Raw genomic sequence first — 25,047 nt, 5'->3', positions numbered from 1 at the left:
GATGTCCGGACGCGTACTCCATGCCCAGTTGCACCTGCTCGACCGGCAGCTGATCGACCAGTCCGATGGGCACCTGGTGGGCAAGGTGGACGACGTCGAACTGGATCTCGACGCGGATCCGCCGGTGGTCGCGCTGCTGATCTCCGGTCGTGAGCAGATCCCGGCCGGCCGCATCGCCGAGATCGACACCGCGATCAAGATCACCGTCGGGGACCTCGACCTCGACTACTACGACAACTGGATCGAGCATCACGTGATCGACCACATTCCCGGAGCCGGCGATGCGACTGAATGAACTGCTCGGCCACCGCGTCATCGATGCTACCGGCAATGAGATCGGTGGCGTCGCCGACGTCCGGCTGGTCCAGGACGGTCCGCTGCAGGCATCCATGCAGAGCGCCTTACGGATCGACGGCCTGATCGTCGTGGAGAACCGGGCCACCCGGCTGTTCGGCTACGAGCGCCACGTCGGACCTGCTCTGCTGCGCCGCCTGGTCCACTCCGTGCGAGGCGAAACCTGGTACCTCCCGTGGGCCGACGTGGAGCGAATCGCCGACCGCACCGTCCAAACTCGCACCGTCCGCGCCGACCTCAGACCCCTGGACGAGATGGCACGCCACCCATAGCCCTCAGGCCAGGCGGAACACGGGCCACGCGATCTCGGTCCGCCACGAATCCGGGTCGGGGTTGTCCCGAGGACCGATGGTGTAGGTCTCCTGGACCGGTCCGGCCACGGCGAGCGTGTGGTCGTGCACCCAGGTGGCGAGTTCGCCGTACGTGACGTCGATATCGTCGTGGGAACCGGGGTGGACCGTGGCAGCCAACTCCACCGCCGGGAGCTGGAACAAGCGGACCCGGCCGCGTGCCTCCGCCTCGGCAACCGGGTAGTAGACCAGCGCAGTACCGCGGCCGTCCGCGAAGAGCTCGTCGTCGTAGTGGCCGCCCGCTGGACCGAGCGGCTCCGGTACGGCGACGTCCAGCTCGGCCATCACGCCCTCGTACCACTGCAGAACGTCGCCGACGGCAACCACATCGGTGATCCCGGCAACCAACCGCGCGGGCTCCGACCGTAGCTCGACCTCGAGCTCTCCGGGCTCCGGTCGCAACAACCGCTGCAGCGACGTCACCGCCGCCCGTGTCCGAGCCAGCGAATCCTGCAACCGCTCGAGATGCGTGGCGATCAGCTCCGACCGGGTGTCTGGGTCGTCACTCGTCACAATCTTGCCGACCTCGACCAACGGTACGTCGAGCTCACGCAGTCGATGGATGACCTGGGCAAGCGGGATCTGCTCGGTCCGGTAGTACCGATACCCGGTCGATTCGTCGACCGTCGCCGGCTCGAGCAGTCCGCTCTGGTGATACCGCCGCAGCGTCCGCACGCTCAGATGCGTCGCCCGAGCGAACTCACCGATCGTCAACCCGCGGCTCATGGAGCCCACAATGCACCCTCGCCCAGCGGGAGAGTCAACTCCTTGAGTCTCCCCCGCCGGGACCACCGACAGTTGGTGGCGTGGACCTGAAAGACCGTCGAGCCACCGTGGAAGGAACCGTCAAGGCCGCCGCAGCGGTCCGCGCCGAAGTCGGCGCGCCGGACATCGTCGTCCACACCCTCGGCGGATCGAGCAGCCCACCGGGCGGGTACGCCGTACTCGACGACAAGTACTGGGACGCCGAGCTTCAGCTCAACCTTCTCGCCGCGGTGCGGCTCGACCGGGCGCTCCTGCCGGCGATGATCCAGAACGGGTACGGCGCCGTCGTGCATGTCTCGTCCATCCAGCGACGGATGCCGTTGCACGAGGCAACGCTCGGGTACGCCGCAGCCAAGGCTGCTCTCACGACCTACAGCAAGGGCCTGTCCAACGAGGTCGCTGCCAGCGGCATCCGGGTCAACGTGGTATCCCCCGGCGCGATCCGGACCGCCGGCGCCGACCACCTCGCCGAGCGCATCGCCGTTGCCCGCGGCATCAGCCACGACGAAGCCTGGCAGGAGATCCTCGCGTCGCGCGGCGGCGTACCACTCCAACGCGCCGCCGAACCGGCCGAGGTCGCCGAACTCGTCGCATTCCTCGTCTCCGACAAAGCCGCCGCCATCACCGGAGCCGAATTCACCATCGACGGCAGCACCGTCCCAACCATCTGAGGAAGACCCATGTTGCCCGAAGTCATCACCCGCTATCTGACCAGCCACATCGCCCGCGACATCGACGCCGCCATGCAGTCGTACGCCGCAGACGCCGTCGTCACCGACGACGGCAAGACCTACCACGGGCGGGCCGAGATCCGCGCCTGGCTCGCACACGCCGCGAACGAATACAGGTACACCGTCGAACTCACCGGTACGCGGAAGATCGACGACCACACCTACGTCGCAAGTCATCGTCTCGAAGGCAACTTCTCCGGCGGCACCGCGGACCTCGACTTCACCTTCACCCTCGCCGGCAACCTGATCACCGGATTGGACATCAGCTGAACATAACGACCGTCGAGGCCGCAGCATGTTCGGGGGCGGTTTCATTAGATCTGGTGACGACACGACTCGGTTGCAGGGACCAGAGTTGAGCCATCGGAACGATGAGTCGAGGGAGTCGATATGGGCAAGGTTGTGGCGCAGGCGAACATGTCGCTGGACGGGTATGTGGCGAAGGGGGACAACAGCATCGGGCGGTTGTTCGACTGGCTGCAGAACGGTGCGGTCGAGATGCCGAGTCCGGCTGGGGACATCACCCTTCATGTCAGCCCCGCGAGCTCGGAGCATCTGCGGCAATGGACATCTTCGCTCGGTGTGCTGGTGTGCGGTCGGACGCTGTTCGAGGTGGCCCACGGATGGCAGGGTCGCCACACCCTCGACGTACCGGTTGTCGTGGTGACCCACACGGTGCCCACGGACTGGGTCGAAGCCCACCCGGACGCGCCGTTCACCTTCGTCACCGACGGAGTGGAGGCTGCGGTCGCCCGTGCGCAGGAGCTCGCCGGGGACAAGGTCGTCACCGTTACCGGCGGGACGATCGCCCGGCAGTGCCTCGAACTGGGACTACTCGACGAGGTGGCCGTCGACCTGGTCCCGGTCGTGATGGGTGAAGGCAACCGTCCCTTCTTCGGCAAGCTCTCGGCCGACGACATGCTGCTCGGCAACCCGACAGTCTGCATCCAGGGCGACCGCGTCACCCATCTCGTCTTCCCAGTCCAACGCTGATTCCGCGACCAGATTCACACAGGCTCGATCGGGGTGACCGGTTGAGCGGTCAGGTCCGTAGTCTCTCCCCCGCCGCCACCGTCAGTAGAGTCAGGAACCCTGAGCTCGTCGGGAGGTTGCGTCGCCGGTCCATCGGCCTGGCTGGGGCCGAGTTTGGGCAGGCGGCGGGTGTCGATGAGTTGTTGCGCTACGGCGTGCAGCTTCGTGTTCGACGTCTGCGAGTAGCGCTTGAGTACTTCGAAGGCGCGGTCGCCGTCCAGGTCGTACCGCTCCATCAGGATGCCCATCGCCTGCCCGACCAGCTTGCGGGCGTCGATCGCCTGGGCCAGGTTCTGCTCCCGGCGGCTACCGGCGACCGCGACGGTGGCGTGCCGGGCGAGGATGTGCGCGACCGGTACGGCGTCGGCATCGCTGAACGCGTGCGGTTCGCGGTGATACAGCGAGAGCACTCCCTCGACTCGCGATGCGGTCAGCATCGGCACATGCAGCACACTGCCGAAACCGAGGCCGACCGCCTCGTTCCGCCACCGAATCCAGTCGGTCGCCGCCGCGGCATCGGCCACGTAGACCGTTCGCGGACCGGACAGGGCATCAAGCATCGGTCCGGAACCAACGCTGATCTGCCAGTTGTAGAGCCGCTCCACGAGCGGATCGGTCACCGCACCGACGGTCGCCTGGCTGTGTGGCCCAGCCAGGACGATCCCGGCCTGCGTACAGCCGGCCAGGTGCAGCGCCGACTCGATCACCGCGTCCATCGTCTCATCGGGACCGGGCGCGGCGTGCAACGTCAGGGCGAGCTGCGCAAACAACTCGCCCTGGGAACGAGCCGACGGCTCGAGCATGTTCAGCTCCACGGCAAAAGGGCGTACTGACCACCCACGCTGCCGGAGTGAAGCACAACGTCATCATGCACCATCACCCCGGCGCCCGGGGAAACGCCATGCAGAACGGCCCTCTTCGGGAACCATCAAGCGATCGCGCGGACGAAGCGGATGATGTCCGCGTTGACCTGCGCATGGTCGCTCGCATACACACCGTGCCCGGCGGCTGGGTAGGTGATCAGTTCTGCGTTCGGCACCAAGGCTGCTGTTCGCCGGCCGGTGAGCGCCAACGGCGCGGAGGCGTCCTGTTCGCCGTGGAGGATCAGCACGGGTACGTCAATCTTGCTGACCTCGGTGCGCATGTCGGCATCTGTGTTCGTACGCAGGGTCTCCAGCAAGACCATGAGAGGGGTGTCGATGATCATTTGCATGGTCCACTCGATGAGCCCCGGTGAGCTGCCGGCGCTCTCACCGAAGTACGGGCCGGCGGCTTCGAACTGCCGGCACCACTTCGGCACATCGGCGGCTACGGCGGCGTAGTTGGCGTCGACGAGGGCAGCGTCGAGGCCTTCGGGGTTGTCCTCGGCGGCCCGAAGGAACGGGGTGGTGGGCGCGATCAGAACCAGCTTGTCGATGCGGTCGTCGCCGTGCCGGGTCAGGTAGCGAACAGCTTCCTTTCCGCCCACCGAGTGGGTGACGAGCGTGACGTTCGTCAGCTCGAAGTACTCGATGACGGCGGCCAGGTCATCGGCCATCGTGTCGAGGTCGTACCCGCGGCCAGGCCGGTCGGAGCGACCGTGGCCGCGCTGATCGTAGACGATGCACCGCAGTCCGGCGGCGGTCAGGGCGGGAATCTGGTAATCCCACTGGTCCGACCGCAGCCCCCAGGCGTGGACGAACACCAGCGGAGGCCCGCTCCCCCAATCCGTGACGAACAAGGACGTTCCGTCGCCGGTGTTGATGAAGGGCATGGTCGTGTTCCTTTACTCGGAGGGTCGTCTCAGGCGACGCGACCAGAGCAATCCTGGTCAGGACGCCGCCTGAGGTCGATTACCTCTCGAGTAAGGCGTGGGCTTCGAGGAAGGTGCGAAGGGCGTGGTTGAACTCGCGTTCGGCTTCCAGGTTGGGGAGATGGCCGACGCCGTCGAGCACAAGGAGTGTGGGGTCCTTGAGACAAGCGACGATCTCGTCGGTCACCTGCTGATTGGACCAAGGATCCGCCGATCCCGCGCAGACGAACGCCGGCACATCAAGCGCGGCGAGAAGAGGCCGATAGTCCGGCCGTTCGGCTCGGCCGCGCAGCGCGGCTGCCGCGCCGGCAGGTGGCGCCGCAGCCATCATGGCCTCAATGCGGGCGCGGATGGCGGGCGAGCAGTTCGGCCCGTACAGGCCGGTGTGCATGTAGTCCACCAGAACACCCATGCCATCGCGCTCGACCGCCTCGGCCCGCTGCAGCCGGATCGTCCGCTCTTGTGGCGTGACGGGCTCAGCCGTCGTTGCCACCGGCCCGATGGCCCAGTAGCGTTCCGGCCGCGACACGGCCAGTTCCATCGTCACCAGCCCACCCATGCTCAGACCGACGATCGCCGCGCGACCGACCCCGAGGTCATCCAGGAGGTCCTCGATGTCAGCGGCGTACTCACGCATCGTCACCGAGCCCGGTGTGACCGGGCTTTCGCCGAACCCTCTCAGGTCCGGGACGACCACCCGGAAGCGATTACGCATGGCGCGCACCTGAGGTTCCCACAGCCGGCGATCGAACGGATGACCGTGAATCAAAACCACGCACTCCCCATGGCCCGCCTCATCGTAGACAAGTCTCATGCGTTCCGCCTCGCCGATTGCATCACGCCACTGACTATACGTCCTGCGCCAGGCAGGCGGCGCGATGGTGTGTTCCGACCCGGACCGTGCCGGTAGATGATTGCAATATCTTTACTGTTCACATTTCACAACTAAACCGCGACTAGAGCTCCGGGCCGGTGGGTACTGCGGGAAGGACATTCGGGCAGGCACAGGTAGGAGGGGTTGTTGACGTGACCGCGCTGGGCACCGCCACACCGCCGTCGGGCAAGCAGTACGAGCTCTGCCTCGGACAGCAGCGTCCCCCGAACGCTTTCGCCACCGGCACTGACGTCCTGCGCCTAGAACCCGGTCGGTCAGTGACCACGACCTGGGGTGCGCGGTTACTGTGAAAGCTCACTCGTCGCTCTCGTCGTGGCGTCGGCGGACGCCGGTGATCGTGCTGTCGCTGGCAGGCTTCGCCGTCGCGCTGACCCTGACGCTGTTCCAGGTCGGCGTACTGGACTCGATCTGGGACCCGTTCTTCGGCAACGGCAGCCGGAAAGTGCTCACCTCCTCGGTCTCACAGGCACTACCGATCCCCGACGCCTCACTCGGCGCCGTCGCCTACCTGCTCGAAGCCATCCTCGAATCCCTCGGCGGCACCAACCGCTGGCGAGACCACCCCTGGACCGTGGCCGCCACCGGAGCCGTCGCCGCCGGCCTCGGCCTGGCCGCCCTCGGCCTGATCGCCACCCAAGCCCTGGTCGTCGGCGCGTTCTGCACTCTGTGCCTGTGTTCGGCTGCCATCTCACTCACCGTCGCCGCCCTGGCCGCACCCGAGACCATCGCCGCCGCACAGGTCTTGAGACAACGCCACCACGTCAAGATCCAGCACAAGCACCGCTACACCGCCGCACACTCCGACCGGCACACCTCCCACCGCCCGGTCTACGACACGGCCACCGACCCCAACGACCCCGCCTCAGAGGTCAAGGCCGAGATCTTCGACATCCCCCGAGACCAACCGGTCAGCGAAGACGACCGCCGGGCCGACGGCTCGACCGGCCCCAGGCGCCGGCCCCGCAAACCACCACCCGGCTGACCATTCGCTCACCCGGCCGTAAGGCGCAGTCCGATCATGTCTGATGTAAGGAGGTCCCCTGTTGTCTCTCACGGAACTCGCGCGGGAGAACGATGTGTCACGCCGATCAGGTCGGCGTGACGACGTCGCGAGGGCGGAGGAACTCCTGGCGGCCGCACAGGAGGCGACCGGCCGGAGACGTGATCACTTGGTGAATCAGGCGGTCGTCGCAGCAGCGCCGCTGGCGCGGACAATCGCCGACCGCTACCGCGGCCACGGCGTCGACATCGAGGACCTGCGGCAGGTGGCGTACGAACACCTCGTCAAGGCTGCCCGGAACTACCGCCCGGCGCCGGGCGCCGACTTCCGCTCGTACGCGATTCCGACAATTCGCGGCGGTATCGGGCACCACTTCCGCGACCACGCCTGGGCCGTCAAGCTACCCCGGCCGTTGCAGGAACTGCAGAGCCGTGTCAACCAGACCGAGACCAGACTCGCCGCCGAACTGCATCGTTGGCCGACGTACGACGACCTTGCGCAGGCGCTCGGTGTCGACGTCCGCGACGTCATCCAGGCCGAGCAGGCGCGCGGATGCTTCCAGCCCACGTCCCTGGACGCGGACCATTCTCGGGTAGACACCGTCTCGCTGGTCGATACGCTCGCTGACCCCAGCGACACCTACGAACTCGTCGATCAGGTCCACACGCTGGGGCGAGCCATCAGCAGGCTGTCGGGCCGGGAGAGGCTGATCCTGCGTCGCCGGCTCCAGGATCACCGCACCCAGACGGCGATCGCCGAAGAGATCGGTGTGAGTCAGATGCAGGTGTCGCGGCTGCTGCGCGACATCATGAACCAGCTCAGGACCTCACTGTCCGCCTGACCTGAGACTGAGCCCAGAGTTCAGCGGCGGGGTTTGGGGCGGTTGGTGGGGATGGCGGTGAGAGGATCCTCCGGCCATGGATGGCGGGGGTAGCGGGCTCGGAGTTCGGCCCGGACCTGGGGGTACCCCTGCTTCCAGAACGAGGCCAGGTCGCTCGTGACCGCGACCGGGCGGCGTGCGGGAGACAGTAGGTGCAGGACGACCGGGACGCGGCCGTCCGCAACGGCCGGGGTGGCGGTCCAGCCGAAGACTTCCTGCAATTTCACTGCGAGGACGGGCGGCTCGGCGCCGTCGTACGTGAGTCGCACTTCGGAGCCTGACGGGACCTGGAGCCGTTCGGGCGCAAGTTCGTCGAACCGGGCCGCTGCGGGCCACGGAAGTAGTTGCCGGAGCGCCGAAGTCAGGTCGAGGTGGGCAAGATCGCGCGCTGTGGCCAGCTTCGGGCCCAGCCAGTCGTCGAGGCCGGCCAGCAGAGCCTCGTCGTCGACCGCGGGCCATGGGGGTCCGAGATGGGCGTGGCAGAACGCGAGCCGTTCCCGCAAGGTGCGAGCGGCCTCCGACCAGCGCAGTACGGACAGGCCGCTGCGCCGGATCCCGTCGCGGACGGCCACTTGGACGAGCAGCGGATCCGGGTTGGACAGCGGTACGTCGCTGAGCACGATCGCGCCGAGTGCGTCGATGCGCCGCGCCACGATCCGGCCGTTGTCCCAGCGGATCTGGTCGGTGGTCCCGAGCAGCTCGGCCGCGATGTCGCGCGCGGTTTGCTCGTCGATCGGTGCCGCGGAACGGATCCTGGCGTCGGCCCGCCCGGGTGCCCGGTCGGCAACCGCGATCGCCAGCCAGGTCGTGCTCCGCAACGGCGACTGCGGATCCAGCGCGGCACCCGTACCACCGGACATCTGGTACGTCGTCGAGTCGGCTCCCCGAACCCGGGCAATCCGATCCGGATACGCCAGCCCCACCACAGTCCCCACCGCAAGATCATCCGGTACGACGCCTGCCGGCCCATCAGAAGCTGGACCCGCGGGGGCCGGGGCAGTCGAGGCCGGGGCGCTCGAGGCCGGGGCGCTCGAGGCCGGGGTGGCGGGCGGCTGGTGCCTGGCGGGCGAGGGGAGGGCTCGGGTGAGGCGGGTTGTTTCTTCTCGCCAACGGGCTGTGGCTGCGCGATCGTCGCCGCGACGTAGGGATCTCCAGCGGGCCGGCAAGTCGTCGCCGGAGTCGCGGCTGGAGTCGTCCGAGAGCATCGCGACGATCTCGCGGGCCCGGGCGGCGCCGACCCGCGGCGTACCGTCGATCAGCGCACGAGCCAACCGGGGATGCGCTCCGATCGCCGCCATCCGCCGCCCGCGTTCGGTGATCCGGCCGCTGTCGTCGACGGCGTCGAGGCGGCGAAGAAGTTCGGTGGCTGCGGTCATCGCGACGGCCGGCGCCGCCTCGAGCAACGTCAGACCTTCGCCGGCAGGCGCACCCCATGCGGCGAGGTCGAGAGCGAAGCCGGCCAGGTCGGCGATCGCGATCTCGGGCGCCGAATGGTCGTCGAGATGTACATGGTCGGCGGCCGACCAGCACCGATAGACCCGTCCAGGCGCTTCCCGTCCGGCCCGGCCGGCTCGCTGGTCGGCCGACGATTTCGACACCCGGCAGGTGACCAACGCACCGAGCCCACGGGATTGATCGGTCCGCGGCTCCCGCGCCAGACCCGAGTCGACCACGACCCTGACCCCGGGCACGGTCAGCGAACTCTCCGCGACCGACGTCGTGACCACGATCCGGCGAGTGCCGGAGGCGGCCAGCGCACGGTCCTGTTCAGCCCTCGTCTGACGGCCGAACAGCGGTAGGACATTCTCACCGGCCAACCGGCGCGTCACCCCGTTGATCTCGGCCTCCCCCGGGACGAACACGAGGATGTCGCCGTCGTTCTCAGCCAGCGCACGCCGTACGACGGCCGCGACGTGGTCGAGCAGCCGTGGGTCGACCCGGCCACCGGGAAGCAGCGGTACGGCGACGGGCGGAGGAGCCCACTCGATCGCCACGTCGTACAGCGCAGCAGACGCGGTGACGACGGGCGCCGGACGATCGGTGCCCAGTACGCGACTCAACCTGGCCGTGTCCGGCGTCGCCGAGGTAGCCACCAGGGCGAGGTCGTCCCGAAGGTTCGCCCGGATGTCGAGGCAGAACGCGAGCAGCAGATCGGCATCGAGGTGCCGCTCGTGACACTCGTCGATCACGACCGCTGCGACACCCGGCAGCTCCGGATTCTCCTGCAGACGCCGTACCAGCAGCCCTGTCGTCACCACCTCGACACGGAGACCTCGCCCGCCGCTGCGTTCGCCGCGCATCGCGTAGCCGATCCGCTGCCCGAGCGGCTCGCCGACCAGCGTCGCCAGCCGGGCCGCCGCGGCGCGGGTTGCCATCCGGCGCGGCTCGGCGACGACGATCGTTCCGCCGAGCGCGTCGCCCAGGGCGAGTGGCAACAGCGAGGTCTTGCCCGAACCGGGCGGCGCGACCAGCACCGCCGTACCGTGCGAACGCACTGCATCGACCGTGGCGGGCAGGACCGCCCGGACGGGCAGGTCGGCCCCGGGCACCGAGGAGTCAGGCAGTAGCACGCGGGATGATCAGAGCTTCGGCTTGCCCGGCTGGTAGAGCAAGGTCTGGAAGAACGCGTCGAGGTCGCGGTGCGTCAGCCGCTCGACGAACCGGATGAAGGTTCGCGTCGACACGTTGCCGTAGCGGTAGGTGGCCGGCCACTGTTCGAGCACCTGGAAGAACGCCCGGTCGCCGATCTTCAGGCGCAACGCCTGCAACGTCATCGCGCCGCGGTTGTAGACCAGGTCGTCGAAGATGTGGTCCCGTCCGGGGTCGGCCACCTTGCCGGACCAGTCCTTCTCCCCGGCGTACGTCTGCTCGAAGCTCTGTTGCACCGGAATGCCCTTGAACTTCTCCTGGTACAGCCACTCCGAGTAGGTGGCGAAGCCCTCGTTCAGCCAGATGTCCGACCAGTGGACCGGAGTCAGGCTGTCGCCGAACCACTGGTGGCCGAGTTCGTGCGCGAGCAGGTCACCGCTGACGTTGCTGGTGCGCTGGTCGTACACCGGCCGGCTCTGCGTCTCCAGCGCGTAGTGGACGCCGACGTCGGCGAGGATGCCGCCGGTCGAGCCGAACGGATAGCGCCCGTACAACGATGATTCCCACTGAACGATCTGCGCGGTGGTCTGGTTGAACACCTTGCCCTGACCGGCTTTCGTGTCGATCGACCGGCCGATCGCGGTGATGTTCGGCCGGCCGTCGGTCGTCGTACCGCGGGTGACGTTGTACTTCCCGATCGCCAGCATGGCGAGCTCGCTGGCCATCGGCTGGTTCATGTGCCAGCGGAAGGTGGTCCGGCCGCGGTGCGTCGTCGTCGGCCCGGGTTCGCCGTTGGCCAGCACGGTGAGTCCGGTCGGCACGGTGACGGTCTGGGTGTACGTCGCTTTGTCGTCGGTGGTGTCGTTCACCGGGTAGTAGGTCGCCGCGCCGATCGGCTGGTTGAGTGGGACCGCGCCGTCCTTGGTGGCGACCCAGCCGGACACGCCGAGCGCCGGGTCGTCGATCTTCTGCGGGACGCCCGCATACGTCACCGAGACCCGGAACACGCTCCCCCGCCGCAGGCCGTGCCGTGGAGTGATCACCAGCTCCTGCGCACCGGTACGGGCGAACGACGCGGCGCGACCGTTGACGGAGAGCCTGCTGATCTTCAGCGGTCCCTGGAAATCCAGGTCGAACCGGGAGAGGTTCTGCGTTGCTCGGGCCAGGATTGTCGTGGTCGCGCTGATCGCCTTGGTGCTGGGGTTGAACGCCAACCTGATGTCGTAGTGGCTGACGTCGTACCCGCCGTTGCCCATGTCAGGGAAGTACGGATCCCCCGCGCCCGGTGCGCCGGGCGAGAACAGCGGCGCTCGTCCGGGCGCCGCGTTCGCGGCCACGCTCGGCCCGGCCACCAATCCAAAAGCCAGTCCAAGTGCCGGTGCGCAGACCGTCAACAGGTAACCGCGGCGACGTCCCACAATTCCTCCTCGTCAAGGCGCTACAGGGTCGAGCAGGCGGCGACAGCCAGTCCGTCCACGAAGTCGTTCATCTCGTGACCGGAATGACCCTTCACCCACTGGAAGGCGACGTCGCCGCGCTCGGCCACCAGCGCCACCAGCGGTTCCCAGAGGTCCCGGTTGGCCACCGGCTTCTTCGCCGACGTGAGCCAACCACGTTCGAGCCAACCGGAGTGCCACCGGTCGCGGAAGCAGTTGACGACGTACGTCGAATCCGAGACCACCAGCAACGGGCCCTCGATCGCGCGGACGGCCTCGAGCGCGGCCCGGATCTCCATCCGCTGATTCGTCGACACCGCCTCATGACCGGCGGCGTACTCCGTCGTGGACAACGCCCACGCCCATCCCCCGGGCCCGGGGTTACCGGAGCACGCGCCGTCGGTGAACACCGACCGCGCACCGACAGGCACAGTCATATCGGGCGGCCGGGGCCGGCGTGATCGAACGGGACACATCAGCCGAACTGTACTCCCGAGCAGGCCGCGCGACGTGCAAGGATGACCGCATGCCGCTGCCTGTCCTCCCCGAGGAATCCTTTCACCGGGTGCTGTGCGTCGTCGCGCACCCGGACGACATGGAGTACGGCGCGTCCGCGGCCGTCGCGCGCTGGACCGCGCGTGGCATCGAGGTCGGTTATCTCCTGCTCACCCGCGGCGAGGCCGGCATGCCGAACCCTCCTGAGGAGACGGCGCAGCTGCGCGTCGCCGAGCAGCAGGCCGCCTGCGCCGTCGTAGGCGTCGACGACCTGACCGTCCTCGATCACCCGGATGGCGTGCTGACCTACGGCCTGGACCTGCGCCGCGACATCTGCCGGCAGATCCGCCGATTCAAGCCCGATGTCGTCCTGGGCTCCGGTTTCGACGTCGAGACGCCCTTCGGCTTCGACCAGGCCGACCATCGTGCCGCCGGACTCGCGACCCTCGACGCGGTGCGCGACGCGGGCAACCGGTGGGTCTTCCCGGAGCAGATCGACGACGAGGGCCTCGAGCCGCACTCCGCGCGCTGGTACATCGTTCCCGGACTCGCAGGCTTCGCGTCCCACGGTGTCGACGTCACCGGCGAGCCGCTCCGCCGCGGCATCGCCTCGCTCGAGGCCCATGCGGCGTATCTGGCCGCACTCCCCGGTCATCCCGCCCCCGCCGACTTCATCCCGAAGTTCACCGCGATGAGCGGCAAGGCTCTGGGCGTCGAACATGCTGTCCTGTTCCGTGCGCACGACCTGCAAGCGCCACCGGAGTTCTTCACCGAAGCCATGCAGGACTGAACGCCACGCGCTTCAGGTCGTCGGCGACGCGCACGACCGAGGTCAGCCGAGGGCGCGGGCGAATCGGTCACCGAGGAGTTCCAGTCGCTCGACAGGTTCGTTCGCGAAGACGAGCCGGAGAAAGTGCTGTCCGCTCGGACCCCATCCGTCCATGGGCGTTGCCGCGACCTGCGCCCGGTGAAACAAGGCGTGGCTCAGTTCGCCCGGAGTGAGGCCCAGTGGTCTGGTGTCGAGCAGCATCGACCAGCCACCGTGGGGACGGATCACCGGGTACGACGCCAGTTGCCGCAGCATGGTGTCGCTCCGGCGTTGCCATTCGGCGGTTGCCGCCGCGACGTCGGCATCCGCGCCGACCGCGTCGAGCGCGGCGGCGACAGCGTCCTGAGCCAGTCCGACCTGGCAGACCACGTTGGTCATGCCGACCAGCCGGATGTCGGCGACGATGTCGGCGGGGCCGACGACCCAGCCGACGCGCCAGCCGATCAGCCGGAGCTCCTTCGACGCCGAGCCGACGGTGATGGTCCGTGGCGCGAGCGCCTCGTGGGCGGCGGGATGGCTTGGCCCGAGGCCGTCGAACCGCAGCCGCTCCATCGCGGCGTCGTAGATCAACCAGGCGTCGTGGCGCTCGCATGCCGCCGCAAGGGCGGACCAGTGACGGTCGTCCAACACGAGACCGGTCGGCATAGCCGGTCCCATCATCAGAACCGCCGCCGTCTGCGGTCCGACCGCCGCTGCGAGTCGCTCAGGGTCGACGGTCCAGCCGTCCGCTGTCACCTCCGCCGGTACGAAGCGGGGTACGCCGCCGACGAGGCGAACCCGGTTGACCAGGCCGGCGTAGATCGGGTCGCACAACACGACCTCCTGGCCGGGTTCCACGGTTGCGAGCAACGTGTTGAGGATCCCGTTCAGCCCGCCGGCGACGCTGACACACTCGGTATCAGGGTCGTAGACGCGTCCGGCAATCCGCCCGACGTGCGCTACGGCGGCAACGCGTAGCGAGCGGTGCCCCTGGAACGGTAGATAGCTGTTCGCGGCATCGTCGTCGATGGCTGCCCGAGTGGCAGCCAGTGCGACTGCAGGAGGCCGGAGGTCGGTGTCGAGATTCTCCAGGCGCAGAAACGACGGATCGCCAGCGGCGTCCGCGGAGTCGCCCACCACATCGACCCCGATCCCGGGGATTTCCCGCAGCCTGCTCACCGGCATGGTCGTCTCCACGTGCGTGTTCGGTTTACTGATACTGGTGTAGCAGTATGCTGGTACACGTGAATACGACGCAAGTAGTCGGTGAGGCCGTGCAGCGACTGCGCACCGAAGCCGGCATCTCGTTGGCGGCACTGGCACAGGCCTGCGGAATCAGCAAGACGACGCTACACGGCATCGAGCAGGGCCGAGGCAATCCGACGTTGAGCACGTTGTGGTCTCTTGCGACAGCCCTGGAGGTTCCGCTCGGCGAACTCCTGGAAGCGCCGGCGCGCGGGCCGGAAGTCGTCCGCGCCGACGACCCCCAGCGACCGCGGGTCGAAGGTGAGGCGGTCAGCGCCCGACTGCTGCACCGCATCAAACTGCGCGGAACTGTCGAGGTGTACGACATCGACGTGTCACAGACACGGCAGGAATCGGCGCCGCACCTGCCCGGGGTCCAGGAGTGCTTGGTGCTCACGCGCGGCCGGATGACCGCGGGGCCGGTCGACGGATCTCCCGAGCTGGCGGCGGGTGATTCCATCCTCTTCGACGCATCCCAACGGCACGTGTACCAGGGGCAGGACAAGGACAATCACGCAGTACTGCTGATGTTCCACGCCGAGGTTTGACCTGCGTTTGTGTGGACACCGTCCACCAAGCGACGCTAATGTGGACGGTGTCCACCAATTTCAGGTTACCGTCGGGGTGCTGACATGCGCGTTGTGATCAAGATCGTTGTCAACGGCATCGGCGTGTACGTCGCCGCACTGGTGGCCAAGCCCTTGATCGAGTTCGTGGGGTCGGGCCCGGCGCTGGTGTGGGCGATCGTGTGGGTGGCGCTGGTTTTCGGTCTGGCGAACACCTTCGCACTGCCGATCATCCGGTCGGTTCGCGAGGCAGTGCGTTGGCCGACGGTCGCTCTGATCACCTTCTGCCTCAACGTGCTCCTGCTCTGGTTCATTTCCAAAGCCTCGGAACACCTGCATCTGCAGGGCTTCTGGCTCGCACTCATCGGCGGGGCGATCGCGACGACGGTCTCACTCGCCCTGCATGCGGCGCTGCCGGAGAGCAAGCGCCACGGTTCACCCGCGGAGGAGATGCTGTCACGGTGAGAGGAATCGGTCGCGGCCGTCGAGCAGAGCGAGCGTAGCCCGTGCGGCGGACGTTGCCGCCCGGCCGGCGGCCCGGGCTCCCCCGCCGAAGCGGCCGTCGAGGAGAAGCATCGCGTGCCCATGGGCGATCGCCTCGACCGCGGCGGCCAAATCACCGGCAGCCGCCTTGTCACCCGCGGGCGCAAGGGCTCGCACCGAGTCCAGGAACGCTTCCTCGATCGGCCGTTCCGCGGCAGCGACTTCGGGATGACGACCCTTGTCCAGCGTCGCGCCGAACTCTGCCGAGAACAGCAACTGGAACAGCGCCTTGTGAGCTGCGGCGAAGTGGACGTACGCCCGCGTGGTCGCCGCGAGCCGGTCGGCTGGACTGTCCGAGTGCGCGAGTCGTGGTTCAAGTTCGTCGCGGAAGATCCGCAGGGCGTGCACGCACACCGCGGCGAGCAGGTCGGCACGATCGGTGAAGTGCGCGTACGGCGCACTGGCAGCGACTCCGAGCCGGCGACTGGCCTCGGCCAGCGAGAAGCCTTCGACACCGCGCTCGGAGATGACTTCGATCGCGTCGGCGATCAACGCCTCCCGGAGATTCCCATGGTGGTACGAAGCCCGACGTGCGCCGGAACGCCGGGCGTTCAACGTGCCCCCGCAAACGAGTACCTGACCTCTGTCAGCTGCTCGGAAAGCCTCCAGAGCCTGGATGCCGCATCACGGTCGTAGGAATCCGGACTCGTCCGCACCCGGACCGGTGAGCCGGCGTACTGGAACCATCCATCGGGCCCGTAGCACTCACCGCTTTTCGCCGAGCTGTCCGTGGCGGCGCGGAGCTGCGGCAGGGCACCTCGTTGTGCGCTTTGCGCGAGCCAGAAGTTGACCGGTCGCAGATATGACCCGATCAGCACTCGTTCCAGTCTTGAGCTCGTCGCCCACAGCGCGGTGCGGGCGTTGCCAGGATGTGCGGCCAGCGAGGCGGTGCTGGATCCGGACGCCTGCAGTCGACGGTGCAACTCGTAGGCGAACAGCAGATTGGCCAGCTTCGATCGGTCGTACGCCGCACCGGGTTCGTACTCCCCCGCCGGATCGAGATCGAGGTCCCCGCGCCGGTGCGCGTTGCTGGTGACCGTGACGACCCGCGATCCGGATGTACGGAGTAGCTGCGGGAGCAGAAGGCCAGTGAGCGCGAAGTGTCCGAGATGATTGATACCGAAGGTGAGCTCGAAGCCGTCCTCGGTGCGCTGGAACGGCACCTGCATCACGCCGGCGTTGTTGACGAGCAGGTCCAGGCTCGGACAGGTCGAGCCGATGATCTCGGCAGCCTCGCGGACCGACGTCAGCGACGCCAGGTCGAGCTCGACGACACGCGCCTTCGTGCCGGTGAGCGTCCGTGCCGCGGCCTCCCCCTTGGTCGTGTCCCGACACGCGAGAACCACGGTGGCGCCGTGCGCAGCCAGCGCCCTGGCCGTCTCGAGGCCAAGACCTGCGCTCGCGCCGGTCACCACAGCGACTCGCTCGGAGAGGTCCGGCATGTCGGCCGTCATCCACTTGGACATGATCTGAGTCTAGCTCAGAATCTGAGAGGCATTAAGATCTGATCTTATGTGGACGGTGTCCACACCGCTATGCTGTCGGCATGGACGAGCCCGCGACAAAGCCGACACCACGAGGACGCCGACGCGGCGATGTCCGCGCGGGACTTGTCGCAGCCGGAGTCGAGCTAGCACGAGCCGGTGGACCCGATGCCGTCGTACTGCGTGAAGCAACCCGGATTGTCGGCGTCGTGCCCAACGCCGCGTACCGGCATTTCGCCGACCGCGACGAACTCCTCGCCGCGGTCTGCGCCGCGGCAATGAACGAGCTCGCGGACCGGATGGCCGCGGGCATCGCGCGCGTCCGCGGCAAGTACGGCAACGCCGCGGCCGCGACGCGACGACTGGGCGCGATCGGGACCGCCTACCTGCGGTTCGCCCAGGAGGAACCCGGCTTGTTCGCGGCCGCGTTCGCCTTGCCGAACCAGCACAGTTACGCCGCGAGCGACGAGCCGGACCGCAGCCCGCTGGGACTGCTGCGAGCCGCCCTCGACGAGTTGGTCGAGGCCGGCGCCCTGGATCCCCAGCGCCGCGAGGGCATGGAGTACCCCATCTGGGCGCTCGTCCACGGCACCGCCGTCCTCACCGGACAGGGCCCGCTGCGCGATGCGCCGGCCGCTCAGCTGCGGCGCATCGAAAACCTCAACCTCGGCTTCATCGGCGACAGCCTCACCTGACCGCGCGGGGTGCAGCACCGGACGAAGTGAGCGCTCCGGCCATCGAGGGCGCCGCCGGCGCCGACCGGGACGCGCGGGCCAGCACGAACAGGCAACTGAGGTTGAGGGCAACCATCAGCGGCACGTTGGCGGTTGTGACGATCGCGAGCGGCAGTTCGTTGATCGGGGCAATGGACGGCGTGATGTCGGGGATCCCGAATCCCAGCAGGGTGCCGATGGTCAGGCTGGTGACGACGTCGATGATGCCGTAGACGTTGAACCAGATCGCCGCCCGACCCGCGGTGCCGTGCCGGAGTCTGCGGGCGACGAACGGCGCGGCGATGCCCGTCGCGATGTCACCCAGTCCCGCCGGAAGGGCGAACAGCGCCGGGAGATGACCAAGGGCCATGTACAGCAGGAAAAACACCCCGGCCACCCGGAACGAGTGCGGCAGCACGAGCCGGGCAGCCATTCCCGGAGCGTGCAGAGCGCGTGCCACCATCGGGACGCGGCTGAGGGCCAAGAGCGTGCCGAGGTACCCAACCACCGCGACCGCCAGCCATGGCACCTGGTCGGACCGGGTGTCGTACCACCCGCGGCCCGCGATCACCGCCGTGGCTATGAACCAGCCGCCGAACACAACCACGGCCGCTCCGGTGATCAGTACGGCACGCCTTCGCTCGAGGCCGGCGCCTATAGCTCCGGCGTACAGCGCGATGCAGGCCCAAGCCGCGATCGCGACCGGCCCGGCGATGGTGAGTATCCACAGATAGACAGGTGGCTCGTACACGACATCCTCCGTCGACAGGTCGCTGACTGGTGGACGGTGTCCACTAGATTGACCTTCACTGTATTCGACTTAGTGGACAGTGTCCACTAAGGTCACCAGGTGACGGGGAGGGCGGTGAGGCCGCCGGTGATGGTGTCGTCGCGGGGGCGCAGGTCGTGGCGGGGAATGGACAGGCGTAGGCCCGGAAGGCGAGCGGGGATGCGGATGAAGGCTTCCTGGAGCTCGATGCGGGCCAAGGCGGCGCCGACGCAGTAATGGGAGCCGTGGCCGAAGGTCAGGTGCGGATTCGGGGTTCGGGTGATGTCGAAGGCATCGGGATCGGGAAAGACGCGCCGGTCACGGTTGGCCGCCTGGGACGCGAGGATGACTGCGTCGCCGGCCGGAACGGTGGTTTCGCCGATCACCAGGTCGGTGCGGGCGTAGCGCGGCAGGCCGCCGGTCATGCTGGGGGTCGCGGCCAGGCGCAGGATTTCCTCCACAGCGCCGGGCACGAGCGTGGGGTCGGCCCGCAGCGCGTGGAACTGCTCCGGATGACTGAGGAGCAGCAGCAGCCCGACGTCCAGCCGCGTGACAGTGGTCTCGTGCCCGGCGAACAACAGCATCGCGGCGGTCCGGGCGATATCGGTGTCGGTGAGGCCGTACTCGTCCTGGGCGCGGATCAGATCGCAGATCACGTCCTCGCCGAGCTCGTTCTGCTTCCGCGGAATCAGCTGGTGCACGTAGCCGACGAGGTCCCGTCGAGCGGCGCCCGCCAGGGCGGGGTCGGTGAGCGAGGTCAGGTCGACGGCCCAGCGACGGAAGCGTGGATGGTCCTCGTACGGGACGCCGAGGAGTTCACAGATCACCATGACCGGCAACGGGACGGAGAACGCCTGGTGCCAGTCGGCCGATTGCCCTGCTAGCTCGTCGAGCAAGTGGTCGACGAGTTGCCCGACCCGAGGTCTCAGCAGGTTCATCCGGCGAGCGGAGAAGGCCGGGGCCAGCAGCCGTCGCAACTGGCGGTGCCGTGTCTGCTCGGTGTTGTGCTCGCCGACCGGACCGCCGAGCAGCACCGAGGATGACACCCGTGCAGCGCGGTCGGGGTCAGGGTGTGAGCGACCCAGCCGGTCGTCGCCGAACAACGCGGTAACAGTCTCGTGCCGGGTGACCAGCCAAGCCGCGTCGCCTGCACTGGTGAGCACCTGCGTCACGGGCTCCACGTCCTGCAGTTCGCGGTAGCGCGGCGCGAGCGAAAGGATGTCGTCCGAGGGAAAGGGCAACTGTTCCATCCTCCTACTCCTGATTCGATCGGCTCGGGACGGGGGTGTCCGGGGTTGCCGCTTCGCCGAGCCGGTCCTGGCGGGGCCGCAGGTTCCACACGGCGAGCGGACCGAGGAGGACCGGCGCCAACAGCGGCGAGATCGTCACCATCGTCCCGACGGGCAGCAGGTAGGACAGGCCAACGCGTACGGCGGCCTCGGCCAGCAGTGCGATTCCCCAGATCGCCGTGGTCCGGCGAGCCTCGGCCTGTACGGCTCGCGATTGCCAGCTGCCGTCGTACTCGGCCTGAGCCTCGGAATCGTCCGGGACGAACAGCCGCCGCCTGAGCACAAAGATCGCCGGCTTACGTGTCAAGAGCGAGCCGAGGCACACCAGGCCGAGGGCACCGCTGGTGAACGACTCCTTGACCAGCAGGATCCGTCCGTCATGGAAGAGGAGCCCGACGGCCAGCCCGATAGCGATCGCTCCGAGCGACAGCACGGCTAGCGGCTCGACCCTGCGGTTCCGCAGCATGGCCAGCACGCCACCCGCCGCCGGGAAGACCGCCGAGAGCGCCAGCGCATCCACCGTGCTCATGCCGCGCTTCGAGAGCACCCAGTACGCGGCCACCGGCGCGACGATGTTCAGCCGCAGTGCCCGATTCGACAGCAGGCCGACTCCTAGCCGTGGAGGCGCACTCCAACTCGTCATCCTGGACTCCAATGTGTAGGCATTGATGTGTACACTTGGGAGTGTACACATCAGAGGTGCAAGGATGAGCGGCATGACCGAAGTCGAGGAAACTGCGCAGAACAGGCGGCGGCTGCTGCCGAGAGACCGGCGGCGGGCCCAACTGCTCCAGGCCGCCGCGACCGCGTTCGCGCGCCAGGGTTTTGCCGCTACCGGCCTGGAGGACGTGGCCCGCGAGGCGGGTGTGACCCGCGCGATCATCTATCGGCACTTCGCGTCGAAGACCGAGCTGTACCAAGGAGTCCTGGACGACACCCAGGAGCGGCTGCGCGAACGCCTCGGATCGCCCGACCAGTACGACGAGCAGACCGTGCGGGCGTTGGTCGACGCGGCATGCGACGACCCTGACGGCTTCCGGTTGCTGTTCAGGCATGCCCAGCACGAACCGGAGTTCGCCACCTACACCGAGGAACGCATCCGCCTTGCGGCGCGCATCACCGAGACGTATCTGACCGACGTCTTGCCGGACGAGGCGCATCGTCGCTGGGTGGCCGGCCTCATTCCCAAGCTGGCCATCGAGTTGATCCTCTCCTGGCTCGATGCGGGCCGGCCGACCGGCCGCGACGACCTCGTGCGGATGATCCGGGCCACCTCGCGAACGCTTGCCGGACGGTGACAACCCTGGTGGACAGCGTCCACTAAGCGAGATCTTCGCTTGCCTCGGACCGAACGGAGCCGGCAAGACCACGACGGTGGAGATCCTCGAAGGCTTCCTGCAGCGCACAGCAGGGCAGGTTTCCGTGCTGGGGCAAGATCCCGCGACAGCAGGTGCCGCCTGGCGGAATCGGGTGGGCATCGTCCTGCAGGAGTCCCAGCCTGAGCCGGGCTTGTCCGTCAGGGAGTGCCTGGCGATGTACGCCGGGTTCTACCGTGCACCGCGCGACGTCGACGAGACCCTCGCGCTGGTCGGCCTCACCGAGAAGGCCGGCGCGCTCGCAACCAGGCTGTCGGGCGGCCAGCAACGCCGGCTCGACTTCGCGCTGGCACTCATCGGCGACCCGGAGCTCATCTTCCTGGACGAGCCGACCACTGGTTTCGACCCGGCCGCCCGCCGCGCCGCCTGGAACGTCGTCGCCGGGCTGCGTCGGCTCGGGAAAACGGTGTTCCTCACCACGCATTACCTGGACGAGGCGGAGTACCTGGCCGACCGGATCATGGTGCTGTCCGCCGGGCAGGTCGTTGCCGAGGGCACACCGCGCACGCTCGGTGGACGGAACCACATGACCACTGCCATCAGGTTCACACTCCCTCAGCAGGTGAAATCGGAGGAACTTCCTCCGCGGCTGTACCGCTTGGTCGAGCCCGGGCCGGGAGGATCGACGGTCATCCGCAGCGACAGTCCCCTCAGCCATCTCCAACTGCTGGGGAACTGGGCAGTCGGCCGCGGCGTCGACCTCCCCGATCTCGACGTCCATCGCCCGACGCTCGAAGAGGTCTACCTCTCGTTGACCGAATCCACCGGCGCCGAGGTGCAGCGATGATCAGGATGGCGGTGTACCTGAGCGGCTACGAGCTCCGTGCGTTTCTCCGCAATCGCCAATCGCAGTTCTTCACGCTCGCGCTGCCGGTGTTGTTCCTGGTCATCTTCGCGTCGGTGTTCGGCGGCAGCGGAAACCGGACCCGGGTCGCGGGTGGATCCATCAGTACCTCGGAGTACTACGTACCCAGCATCATCGCGCTCGGAGTCATCGCGGCCTGCTTCGGCAACCTCGCGGCTTCGGTGACCGCACAGCGCGAACGGGGCGTGCTGAAGCGCCGCCGCGCAACCCCGGTCCCAGCCGGTTCGGTGATCGCCGGTCGCGTCCTCACCGCCGTACTCGTCGCGGTCGTCATGGCCGCCGTACTGCTCGGGCTCGGGTGGATCGCGTACGGCGCCCACGTCCCCGGTCGCACCGCATTGGCCCTCGCGGTCACCGTGGTGGTCGGCGCCGCATCCTTCTGCTGTCTGGGCTATGCGCTCACGTCGATCGTCCGCAACGAGGATGCCGCGTTGCCGGCGGCGATGGCGTTCATGCTGCCGCTCTACTTCATTTCTGGAGTGTTCGTCGCCGTCCCGGCACTGCCGCGCTGGCTGGCGGACATCGGGGAAATCTTCCCGGTACGACACCTGGCGAGCGCATTACTCGTTGCCTACAAACCACATACGGCAGGCCTCGGGTTCGCCGGCTGAAACGTCAGGTCGCGTCCTGGGAGACTCGGGGAATGGACATCGTGCTGTTCCATTCGATGTGGGGGCTGCGGGCGGTTGAGGTGGCGGCGGCGGAGCGGTTGCGGGCCCTCGGGCATCAGGTCTCTCTGCCCGATCTGTTCGGTGGCCGGACCGCGGTGCCCGAGATCGAGGCGGGGTTCGCGTTGATGGCCGATATCGGCTGGCCGACGATCACCGGACGGGCGTACGACGCGTTGTCGCGGGTGCCGGACGACGCCGTGCTGATCGGCTTCTCGATGGGCGTCGGCGTGATCGGCGAGGTGTGGCCGAATCGTCTGGGCGCGGCGGCGGTCGTATGCCTGCACGCTCCGGCCCCGGTTCCACCCGGCGTACGTCCCGGAACGCCGGTCCAGCTGCACTACGCGGCCGGCGACCGTTTCGTCCCACCGGACCAAGTCGAAGCGTTCCGTCGTACCGCGGAGGAGGCGGGCGCGGTCGCCGTGATCCGCGAGTACGCCGACGCGGGCCACTACTTCACCGACGAGTCCCACCCCGACTACTCCCCCGCCGCGTCAACCAGCGCCTGGCGGGACGTCCTCACCATGCTCCACTGATTCGCGCCTTTAGGGGTGGTCGTACCAAGCAACGGCCGAGATTCGCCAACCTTCGGGCGAGCGGACGAATTGCAGCGTCTTGGCGCCCGTGCCCTCGAAGGGCCGGCCCTCCCGGACGCCTGACTTGGCGTATTCGCTGAAGCGCACTGCCAGGTCACCGTCCACCTGGGTCCGCTCGGAGACCTCCCATTCGGAGAACTCCGTGAGGCGTCCGTCGGAGAGCAGCGCCCTGCGTGGCTCGATGAAGTTCTCCACGCTGTAGACGGCGTACTGCGGTGCCGTGCAAACGATGACGCCCTCGGGGAGCATCACTCGCCGGATCCGGTCGACGTCGGCAACCTTCCCGTCGCGGTTGTCGAAGGCTCCGAAGAACTCGGCGGTCAGTCGATCGATCTCGGCTTTACTCACCCGAGGATGCTAGATCGGGAGCCGGTCACCTGCACCGGCTCCCGATCCGCGGTCAGTTGCTGATCTTGAACTTTGGCGCGGTGACCAACGCGGCCAGTTGGTCGGTGGTGAAGATGGGTTGGGTCAGCGGAGGCCGGGTCTCGTCGCCGCTTTTCTTCGACTGGGCGGCGATGACGACGGTGCCGTCGGGATAGCGGTAGGCGGCGACCTGGTCGAAGCTGCCCTTGCCGTTCGTGGTCATCACGCCGACCTTCTTGCCGCCGACGTCCACGATGCTGCACGCGCCCCGCTCACTCCAGAACGCCAGTTTGCACGGTGACACTGCCGGTTTTCCATCGGGTGTCGTCGACTGGACGACCAGCTCGCCGACCCGGTTGCCCTTCTGCACCGGCACGAGAGCCTGGTACTCCCAGTAGTCCGGCTCCCCGTCGCTGGAGGCGTACTGCGCCTGCGGCCACCCCATCGCACGACCGTCCGGGTACTTCAGGTTCGGCGCGCTGAACCCGGCCGGCACCGAAGCCTTCACGTCGCGCATCAACGCCACGGCCCGGTCGGCGCGCGGCCCCGCGGACGCCGTACGGTCCACCTGACCCTCCGGCCATGGGTCGCCGGACTTCCGGGTCGTCGGCGCGGTCGTCGGCGTCACGGTAGACGTCGCGGTGGATGTCACGGTGGCCGAAGACTTCGGCGTGGGCACCGGCCCCGTCGCGCTGGGGAGACCCGCCACCATCGGACCGGCCGACCGGTTGTGGTGTGCGAGCACCGCGGGAGCCGCCCCGACACCGGCCACCAGGGCGGCGACGGCGGCCGTGGTCACCACCGCCGTACGTCGTTTGCGCGCCCGGCGGGCCCGGATCAGCGCACCCGCGGGATCCATCGGCGGCGGCGGTGTGGTGCGCACCATGACGTCGTGCAGCGCCTCAGTGAGCTCGTCTTCGTTCATCGAACCTTCTCCTCATCAAGCAGGCCGCGCAGTGTCGTCAGCCCGCGCGCGGCCTGGCTCTTGACAGTTCCTGCCGAGCAATCGAGCAGCGCGGCGGTCTGCTCGACGGACTGGTCCTCCCAGTACCGCAGGACCAGCACCGCCCGTTGCCTCGGCGGCACCTTGGCGAGCGCGTCCAGCAACAGCAGCCGCTCGTCGGCGTGGCCGGACGACGGTGCCGGCCGGTCCGCGTCGGGCGACCCGACGGACTCGTGCCGGAACCATCCCCGCCGCCGCTCGGACAGGAACGTTCGGACGAGCGTCTGCCGGGTGTAGCTGTCCATCACCTCGTGCCGATGAATCCGCCGCCACGCCAGGTAGATCTTCGTGAACGTCTGCTGAACCAGGTCCTCGGCCCGATGCCAGTCACCGCACAGCAGGTACGCCGTCCCCCGCATGGCGTCCGAACGTGCGGCGAAGTACGCCTCGAACGCGGCGTCCCGGTCACTCATCTGTCCTCCCGATCCTCGATACCG

Annotated in this window: 31 protein-coding genes; 15 read left to right on the top strand and 16 right to left on the bottom strand. The window is 68.1% G+C overall.

Features of this window, described 5'->3' with window-relative positions; translation table 11 throughout:
• The first annotated feature begins 1 nt into the window (after window position 1).
• Together FB475_RS29025 and FB475_RS29020 are read left to right on the top strand one after the other, a co-directional pair.
• Complete coding sequence (locus tag FB475_RS29025; protein WP_141860316.1) at window positions 2-295, top strand: hypothetical protein; 294 nt, start codon at window positions 2-4, stop codon at window positions 293-295.
• Window positions 282-626 (top strand): hypothetical protein, encoded by a 345-nt coding sequence (locus tag FB475_RS29020; RefSeq protein WP_141860314.1) that lies wholly within the window; start codon window positions 282-284, stop codon window positions 624-626. Before FB475_RS29025 ends, FB475_RS29020 begins: the two co-directional genes overlap by 14 nt.
• 3 nt (window positions 627-629) lie before the next feature.
• Here the strand turns inward: FB475_RS29020 and FB475_RS29015 are convergent, their stop codons facing one another.
• The gene (locus tag FB475_RS29015) at window positions 630-1,430 is read right to left on the bottom strand and encodes a MerR family transcriptional regulator (protein ID WP_141860312.1); all 801 of its coding nucleotides are present in this window, start codon (window positions 1,428-1,430) and stop codon (window positions 630-632) included.
• Between the two features lie 80 nt (window positions 1,431-1,510).
• On the opposite strand from FB475_RS29015, the gene FB475_RS29010 reads away from it, so the two are divergent.
• The 3 genes from FB475_RS29010 (at window position 1,511) to FB475_RS29000 (ending at window position 3,193) form a co-directional block, all read left to right on the top strand.
• Window positions 1,511-2,140 (top strand): SDR family oxidoreductase, encoded by a 630-nt coding sequence (locus FB475_RS29010; RefSeq protein WP_141860310.1) that lies wholly within the window; start codon window positions 1,511-1,513, stop codon window positions 2,138-2,140.
• Between the two features lie 9 nt (window positions 2,141-2,149).
• Entirely contained in the window at window positions 2,150-2,470 is a 321-nt protein-coding gene (locus FB475_RS29005) for a nuclear transport factor 2 family protein (RefSeq protein ID WP_141860308.1), read from the top strand.
• A 120-nt stretch (window positions 2,471-2,590) separates the two neighbouring features.
• Complete coding sequence (locus FB475_RS29000) at window positions 2,591-3,193, top strand: dihydrofolate reductase family protein (protein ID WP_141860306.1); 603 nt, start codon at window positions 2,591-2,593, stop codon at window positions 3,191-3,193.
• A gap of 14 nt (window positions 3,194-3,207) precedes the next feature.
• Here the strand turns inward: FB475_RS29000 and FB475_RS28995 are convergent, their stop codons facing one another.
• The 3 genes from FB475_RS28995 to FB475_RS28985 form a co-directional block, all read right to left on the bottom strand.
• On the bottom strand, window positions 3,208-4,035 hold the full coding sequence (locus FB475_RS28995; RefSeq protein ID WP_141860304.1) for a GAF and ANTAR domain-containing protein: 828 nt from the start codon (window positions 4,033-4,035) through the stop codon (window positions 3,208-3,210).
• A 125-nt stretch (window positions 4,036-4,160) separates the two neighbouring features.
• Window positions 4,161-4,985 carry an alpha/beta fold hydrolase gene (locus FB475_RS28990; RefSeq protein ID WP_141860302.1) on the bottom strand — a complete coding sequence of 275 codons (825 nt, stop codon included), beginning with the start codon at window positions 4,983-4,985 and terminating at the stop codon, window positions 4,161-4,163.
• A 79-nt stretch (window positions 4,986-5,064) separates the two neighbouring features.
• Window positions 5,065-5,838 carry an alpha/beta fold hydrolase gene (locus FB475_RS28985; protein WP_141860300.1) on the bottom strand — a complete coding sequence of 258 codons (774 nt, stop codon included), beginning with the start codon at window positions 5,836-5,838 and terminating at the stop codon, window positions 5,065-5,067.
• Window positions 5,839-6,205: 367 nt separating this feature from the next.
• Between FB475_RS28985 and FB475_RS28980 the strand changes: the two genes are divergently transcribed.
• Both FB475_RS28980 and FB475_RS28975 read left to right on the top strand, forming a co-directional pair.
• Window positions 6,206-6,901: a vitamin K epoxide reductase family protein gene (locus FB475_RS28980; protein WP_141860298.1), complete on the top strand. Its 696-nt coding sequence runs from the start codon at window positions 6,206-6,208 to the stop codon at window positions 6,899-6,901.
• Window positions 6,902-6,962: 61 nt separating this feature from the next.
• The gene (locus FB475_RS28975; RefSeq protein ID WP_185759488.1) at window positions 6,963-7,760 is read left to right on the top strand and encodes a sigma-70 family RNA polymerase sigma factor; all 798 of its coding nucleotides are present in this window, start codon (window positions 6,963-6,965) and stop codon (window positions 7,758-7,760) included.
• Window positions 7,761-7,780: 20 nt separating this feature from the next.
• Here the strand turns inward: FB475_RS28975 and hrpB are convergent, their stop codons facing one another.
• From hrpB to FB475_RS28960, 3 genes are read right to left on the bottom strand one after another with little or no spacing between them, the layout of a single operon-like run.
• The gene (hrpB, locus tag FB475_RS28970) at window positions 7,781-10,369 is read right to left on the bottom strand and encodes an ATP-dependent helicase HrpB (protein WP_141860294.1); all 2,589 of its coding nucleotides are present in this window, start codon (window positions 10,367-10,369) and stop codon (window positions 7,781-7,783) included.
• A 9-nt stretch (window positions 10,370-10,378) separates the two neighbouring features.
• Entirely contained in the window at window positions 10,379-11,806 is a 1,428-nt protein-coding gene (locus tag FB475_RS28965) for a M1 family metallopeptidase (protein ID WP_202878587.1), read from the bottom strand.
• Between the two features lie 20 nt (window positions 11,807-11,826).
• Window positions 11,827-12,261 carry a ribonuclease H family protein gene (locus FB475_RS28960; RefSeq protein WP_141860292.1) on the bottom strand — a complete coding sequence of 145 codons (435 nt, stop codon included), beginning with the start codon at window positions 12,259-12,261 and terminating at the stop codon, window positions 11,827-11,829.
• An 89-nt stretch (window positions 12,262-12,350) separates the two neighbouring features.
• Between FB475_RS28960 and FB475_RS28955 the strand changes: the two genes are divergently transcribed.
• Window positions 12,351-13,109, top strand: coding sequence for a PIG-L deacetylase family protein (locus FB475_RS28955; protein ID WP_141860290.1), 759 nt, complete (start codon window positions 12,351-12,353; stop codon window positions 13,107-13,109).
• A 42-nt stretch (window positions 13,110-13,151) separates the two neighbouring features.
• Here FB475_RS28955 and FB475_RS28950 read toward each other — a convergent pair whose 3' ends face one another.
• Window positions 13,152-14,312 carry a pyridoxal phosphate-dependent aminotransferase gene (locus FB475_RS28950; protein WP_141860288.1) on the bottom strand — a complete coding sequence of 387 codons (1,161 nt, stop codon included), beginning with the start codon at window positions 14,310-14,312 and terminating at the stop codon, window positions 13,152-13,154.
• A gap of 59 nt (window positions 14,313-14,371) precedes the next feature.
• Here FB475_RS28950 and FB475_RS28945 point away from each other — a divergent pair, with 59 nt between their 5' ends.
• Both FB475_RS28945 and FB475_RS28940 read left to right on the top strand, forming a co-directional pair.
• Window positions 14,372-14,920 (top strand): XRE family transcriptional regulator, encoded by a 549-nt coding sequence (locus tag FB475_RS28945; RefSeq protein ID WP_202878586.1) that lies wholly within the window; start codon window positions 14,372-14,374, stop codon window positions 14,918-14,920.
• Window positions 14,921-15,004: 84 nt separating this feature from the next.
• Complete coding sequence (locus FB475_RS28940) at window positions 15,005-15,403, top strand: phage holin family protein (RefSeq protein WP_141860284.1); 399 nt, start codon at window positions 15,005-15,007, stop codon at window positions 15,401-15,403.
• Here the strand turns inward: FB475_RS28940 and FB475_RS28935 are convergent.
• A complete protein-coding gene (locus FB475_RS28935) occupies window positions 15,395-16,036 on the bottom strand; it encodes a TetR/AcrR family transcriptional regulator (protein ID WP_141860283.1) in 642 nt (213 codons plus the stop codon). The two genes, FB475_RS28940 and FB475_RS28935, sit on opposite strands and share 9 nt — an antisense overlap.
• The gene (locus tag FB475_RS28930) at window positions 16,033-16,947 is read right to left on the bottom strand and encodes an oxidoreductase (RefSeq protein ID WP_141860281.1); all 915 of its coding nucleotides are present in this window, start codon (window positions 16,945-16,947) and stop codon (window positions 16,033-16,035) included. Before FB475_RS28930 ends, FB475_RS28935 begins: the two co-directional genes overlap by 4 nt.
• Before the next feature lie 80 nt (window positions 16,948-17,027).
• On the opposite strand from FB475_RS28930, the gene FB475_RS28925 reads away from it, so the two are divergent.
• Complete coding sequence (locus FB475_RS28925) at window positions 17,028-17,660, top strand: TetR/AcrR family transcriptional regulator (protein ID WP_141860279.1); 633 nt, start codon at window positions 17,028-17,030, stop codon at window positions 17,658-17,660.
• Here the strand turns inward: FB475_RS28925 and FB475_RS28920 are convergent.
• From FB475_RS28920 to FB475_RS28910, 3 genes are all read right to left on the bottom strand, one after another.
• On the bottom strand, window positions 17,653-18,429 hold the full coding sequence (locus tag FB475_RS28920; protein WP_141860277.1) for a hypothetical protein: 777 nt from the start codon (window positions 18,427-18,429) through the stop codon (window positions 17,653-17,655). The two genes, FB475_RS28925 and FB475_RS28920, sit on opposite strands and share 8 nt — an antisense overlap.
• A 92-nt stretch (window positions 18,430-18,521) precedes the next feature.
• The gene (locus tag FB475_RS28915; protein ID WP_141860276.1) at window positions 18,522-19,697 is read right to left on the bottom strand and encodes a cytochrome P450; all 1,176 of its coding nucleotides are present in this window, start codon (window positions 19,695-19,697) and stop codon (window positions 18,522-18,524) included.
• Between the two features lie 4 nt (window positions 19,698-19,701).
• Window positions 19,702-20,379: a VC0807 family protein gene (locus FB475_RS28910; protein ID WP_141860274.1), complete on the bottom strand. Its 678-nt coding sequence runs from the start codon at window positions 20,377-20,379 to the stop codon at window positions 19,702-19,704.
• 73 nt (window positions 20,380-20,452) lie between these two features.
• Between FB475_RS28910 and FB475_RS28905 the strand changes: the two genes are divergently transcribed.
• Genes FB475_RS28905 through FB475_RS28890 form a run of 4 tightly spaced genes read left to right on the top strand, consistent with a single transcriptional unit; the run spans window position 20,453 to window position 23,181 of the window.
• Entirely contained in the window at window positions 20,453-21,034 is a 582-nt protein-coding gene (locus FB475_RS28905; protein ID WP_141860272.1) for a TetR/AcrR family transcriptional regulator, read from the top strand.
• The gene (locus FB475_RS28900; protein WP_141860271.1) at window positions 21,021-21,899 is read left to right on the top strand and encodes an ABC transporter ATP-binding protein; all 879 of its coding nucleotides are present in this window, start codon (window positions 21,021-21,023) and stop codon (window positions 21,897-21,899) included. The genes FB475_RS28905 and FB475_RS28900 overlap by 14 nt, the downstream gene beginning before the upstream one ends.
• On the top strand, window positions 21,896-22,588 hold the full coding sequence (locus FB475_RS28895; protein WP_141860269.1) for an ABC transporter permease: 693 nt from the start codon (window positions 21,896-21,898) through the stop codon (window positions 22,586-22,588). Before FB475_RS28900 ends, FB475_RS28895 begins: the two co-directional genes overlap by 4 nt.
• A gap of 32 nt (window positions 22,589-22,620) precedes the next feature.
• Window positions 22,621-23,181, top strand: a complete 561-nt coding sequence (locus tag FB475_RS28890; protein WP_141860267.1) for a dienelactone hydrolase family protein — start codon at window positions 22,621-22,623, stop codon at window positions 23,179-23,181.
• Window positions 23,182-23,190: 9 nt separating this feature from the next.
• Here the strand turns inward: FB475_RS28890 and FB475_RS28885 are convergent, their stop codons facing one another.
• The 3 genes from FB475_RS28885 to FB475_RS28875 are packed head-to-tail and all read right to left on the bottom strand — an operon-like array spanning window position 23,191 to window position 25,023.
• The gene (locus FB475_RS28885; protein WP_141860265.1) at window positions 23,191-23,589 is read right to left on the bottom strand and encodes a nuclear transport factor 2 family protein; all 399 of its coding nucleotides are present in this window, start codon (window positions 23,587-23,589) and stop codon (window positions 23,191-23,193) included.
• A gap of 52 nt (window positions 23,590-23,641) precedes the next feature.
• Window positions 23,642-24,532, bottom strand: a complete 891-nt coding sequence (locus tag FB475_RS28880; protein ID WP_141860263.1) for a hypothetical protein — start codon at window positions 24,530-24,532, stop codon at window positions 23,642-23,644.
• Window positions 24,529-25,023, bottom strand: coding sequence for a SigE family RNA polymerase sigma factor (locus tag FB475_RS28875; protein ID WP_141860261.1), 495 nt, complete (start codon window positions 25,021-25,023; stop codon window positions 24,529-24,531). The genes FB475_RS28880 and FB475_RS28875 overlap by 4 nt, the downstream gene beginning before the upstream one ends.
• Between the last annotated feature and the right edge of the window lie 24 nt (window positions 25,024-25,047).

The organism is Kribbella jejuensis (assembly GCF_006715085.1).
Classification (GTDB): domain Bacteria; phylum Actinomycetota; class Actinomycetes; order Propionibacteriales; family Kribbellaceae; genus Kribbella; species Kribbella jejuensis.
Note: the sequence above shows the minus strand (reverse complement) of the source record. Positions and strands in the feature narration are given on the sequence as shown.

Bases quoted from the DNA above. Each gene is read 5' to 3' on its own strand.
- FB475_RS29025 (WP_141860316.1), top strand. From the start codon at position 2: ATGTCCGGACGCGTACTCCATGCCCAGTTGCACCTGCTCGACCGGCAG.
- FB475_RS29020 (WP_141860314.1), top strand. From the start codon at position 282: ATGCGACTGAATGAACTGCTCGGCCACCGCGTCATCGATGCTACCGGC.
- FB475_RS29015 (WP_141860312.1), bottom strand. From the start codon at position 1,430: ATGAGCCGCGGGTTGACGATCGGTGAGTTCGCTCGGGCGACGCATCTG.
- FB475_RS29005 (WP_141860308.1), top strand. From the start codon at position 2,150: ATGTTGCCCGAAGTCATCACCCGCTATCTGACCAGCCACATCGCCCGC.
- FB475_RS29000 (WP_141860306.1), top strand. From the start codon at position 2,591: ATGGGCAAGGTTGTGGCGCAGGCGAACATGTCGCTGGACGGGTATGTG.
- FB475_RS28995 (WP_141860304.1), bottom strand. From the start codon at position 4,035: ATGCTCGAGCCGTCGGCTCGTTCCCAGGGCGAGTTGTTTGCGCAGCTC.
- FB475_RS28990 (WP_141860302.1), bottom strand. From the start codon at position 4,985: ATGCCCTTCATCAACACCGGCGACGGAACGTCCTTGTTCGTCACGGAT.
- FB475_RS28985 (WP_141860300.1), bottom strand. From the start codon at position 5,838: ATGAGACTTGTCTACGATGAGGCGGGCCATGGGGAGTGCGTGGTTTTG.
- FB475_RS28960 (WP_141860292.1), bottom strand. From the start codon at position 12,261: ATGACTGTGCCTGTCGGTGCGCGGTCGGTGTTCACCGACGGCGCGTGC.
- FB475_RS28955 (WP_141860290.1), top strand. From the start codon at position 12,351: ATGCCGCTGCCTGTCCTCCCCGAGGAATCCTTTCACCGGGTGCTGTGC.
- FB475_RS28950 (WP_141860288.1), bottom strand. From the start codon at position 14,312: ATGCCGGTGAGCAGGCTGCGGGAAATCCCCGGGATCGGGGTCGATGTG.
- FB475_RS28940 (WP_141860284.1), top strand. From the start codon at position 15,005: ATGCGCGTTGTGATCAAGATCGTTGTCAACGGCATCGGCGTGTACGTC.
- FB475_RS28930 (WP_141860281.1), bottom strand. From the start codon at position 16,947: ATGTCCAAGTGGATGACGGCCGACATGCCGGACCTCTCCGAGCGAGTC.
- FB475_RS28925 (WP_141860279.1), top strand. From the start codon at position 17,028: ATGGACGAGCCCGCGACAAAGCCGACACCACGAGGACGCCGACGCGGC.
- FB475_RS28915 (WP_141860276.1), bottom strand. From the start codon at position 19,697: ATGGAACAGTTGCCCTTTCCCTCGGACGACATCCTTTCGCTCGCGCCG.
- FB475_RS28910 (WP_141860274.1), bottom strand. From the start codon at position 20,379: ATGACGAGTTGGAGTGCGCCTCCACGGCTAGGAGTCGGCCTGCTGTCG.
- FB475_RS28905 (WP_141860272.1), top strand. From the start codon at position 20,453: ATGACCGAAGTCGAGGAAACTGCGCAGAACAGGCGGCGGCTGCTGCCG.
- FB475_RS28895 (WP_141860269.1), top strand. From the start codon at position 21,896: ATGATCAGGATGGCGGTGTACCTGAGCGGCTACGAGCTCCGTGCGTTT.
- FB475_RS28890 (WP_141860267.1), top strand. From the start codon at position 22,621: ATGGACATCGTGCTGTTCCATTCGATGTGGGGGCTGCGGGCGGTTGAG.
- FB475_RS28880 (WP_141860263.1), bottom strand. From the start codon at position 24,532: ATGAACGAAGACGAGCTCACTGAGGCGCTGCACGACGTCATGGTGCGC.
- FB475_RS28875 (WP_141860261.1), bottom strand. From the start codon at position 25,023: ATGAGTGACCGGGACGCCGCGTTCGAGGCGTACTTCGCCGCACGTTCG.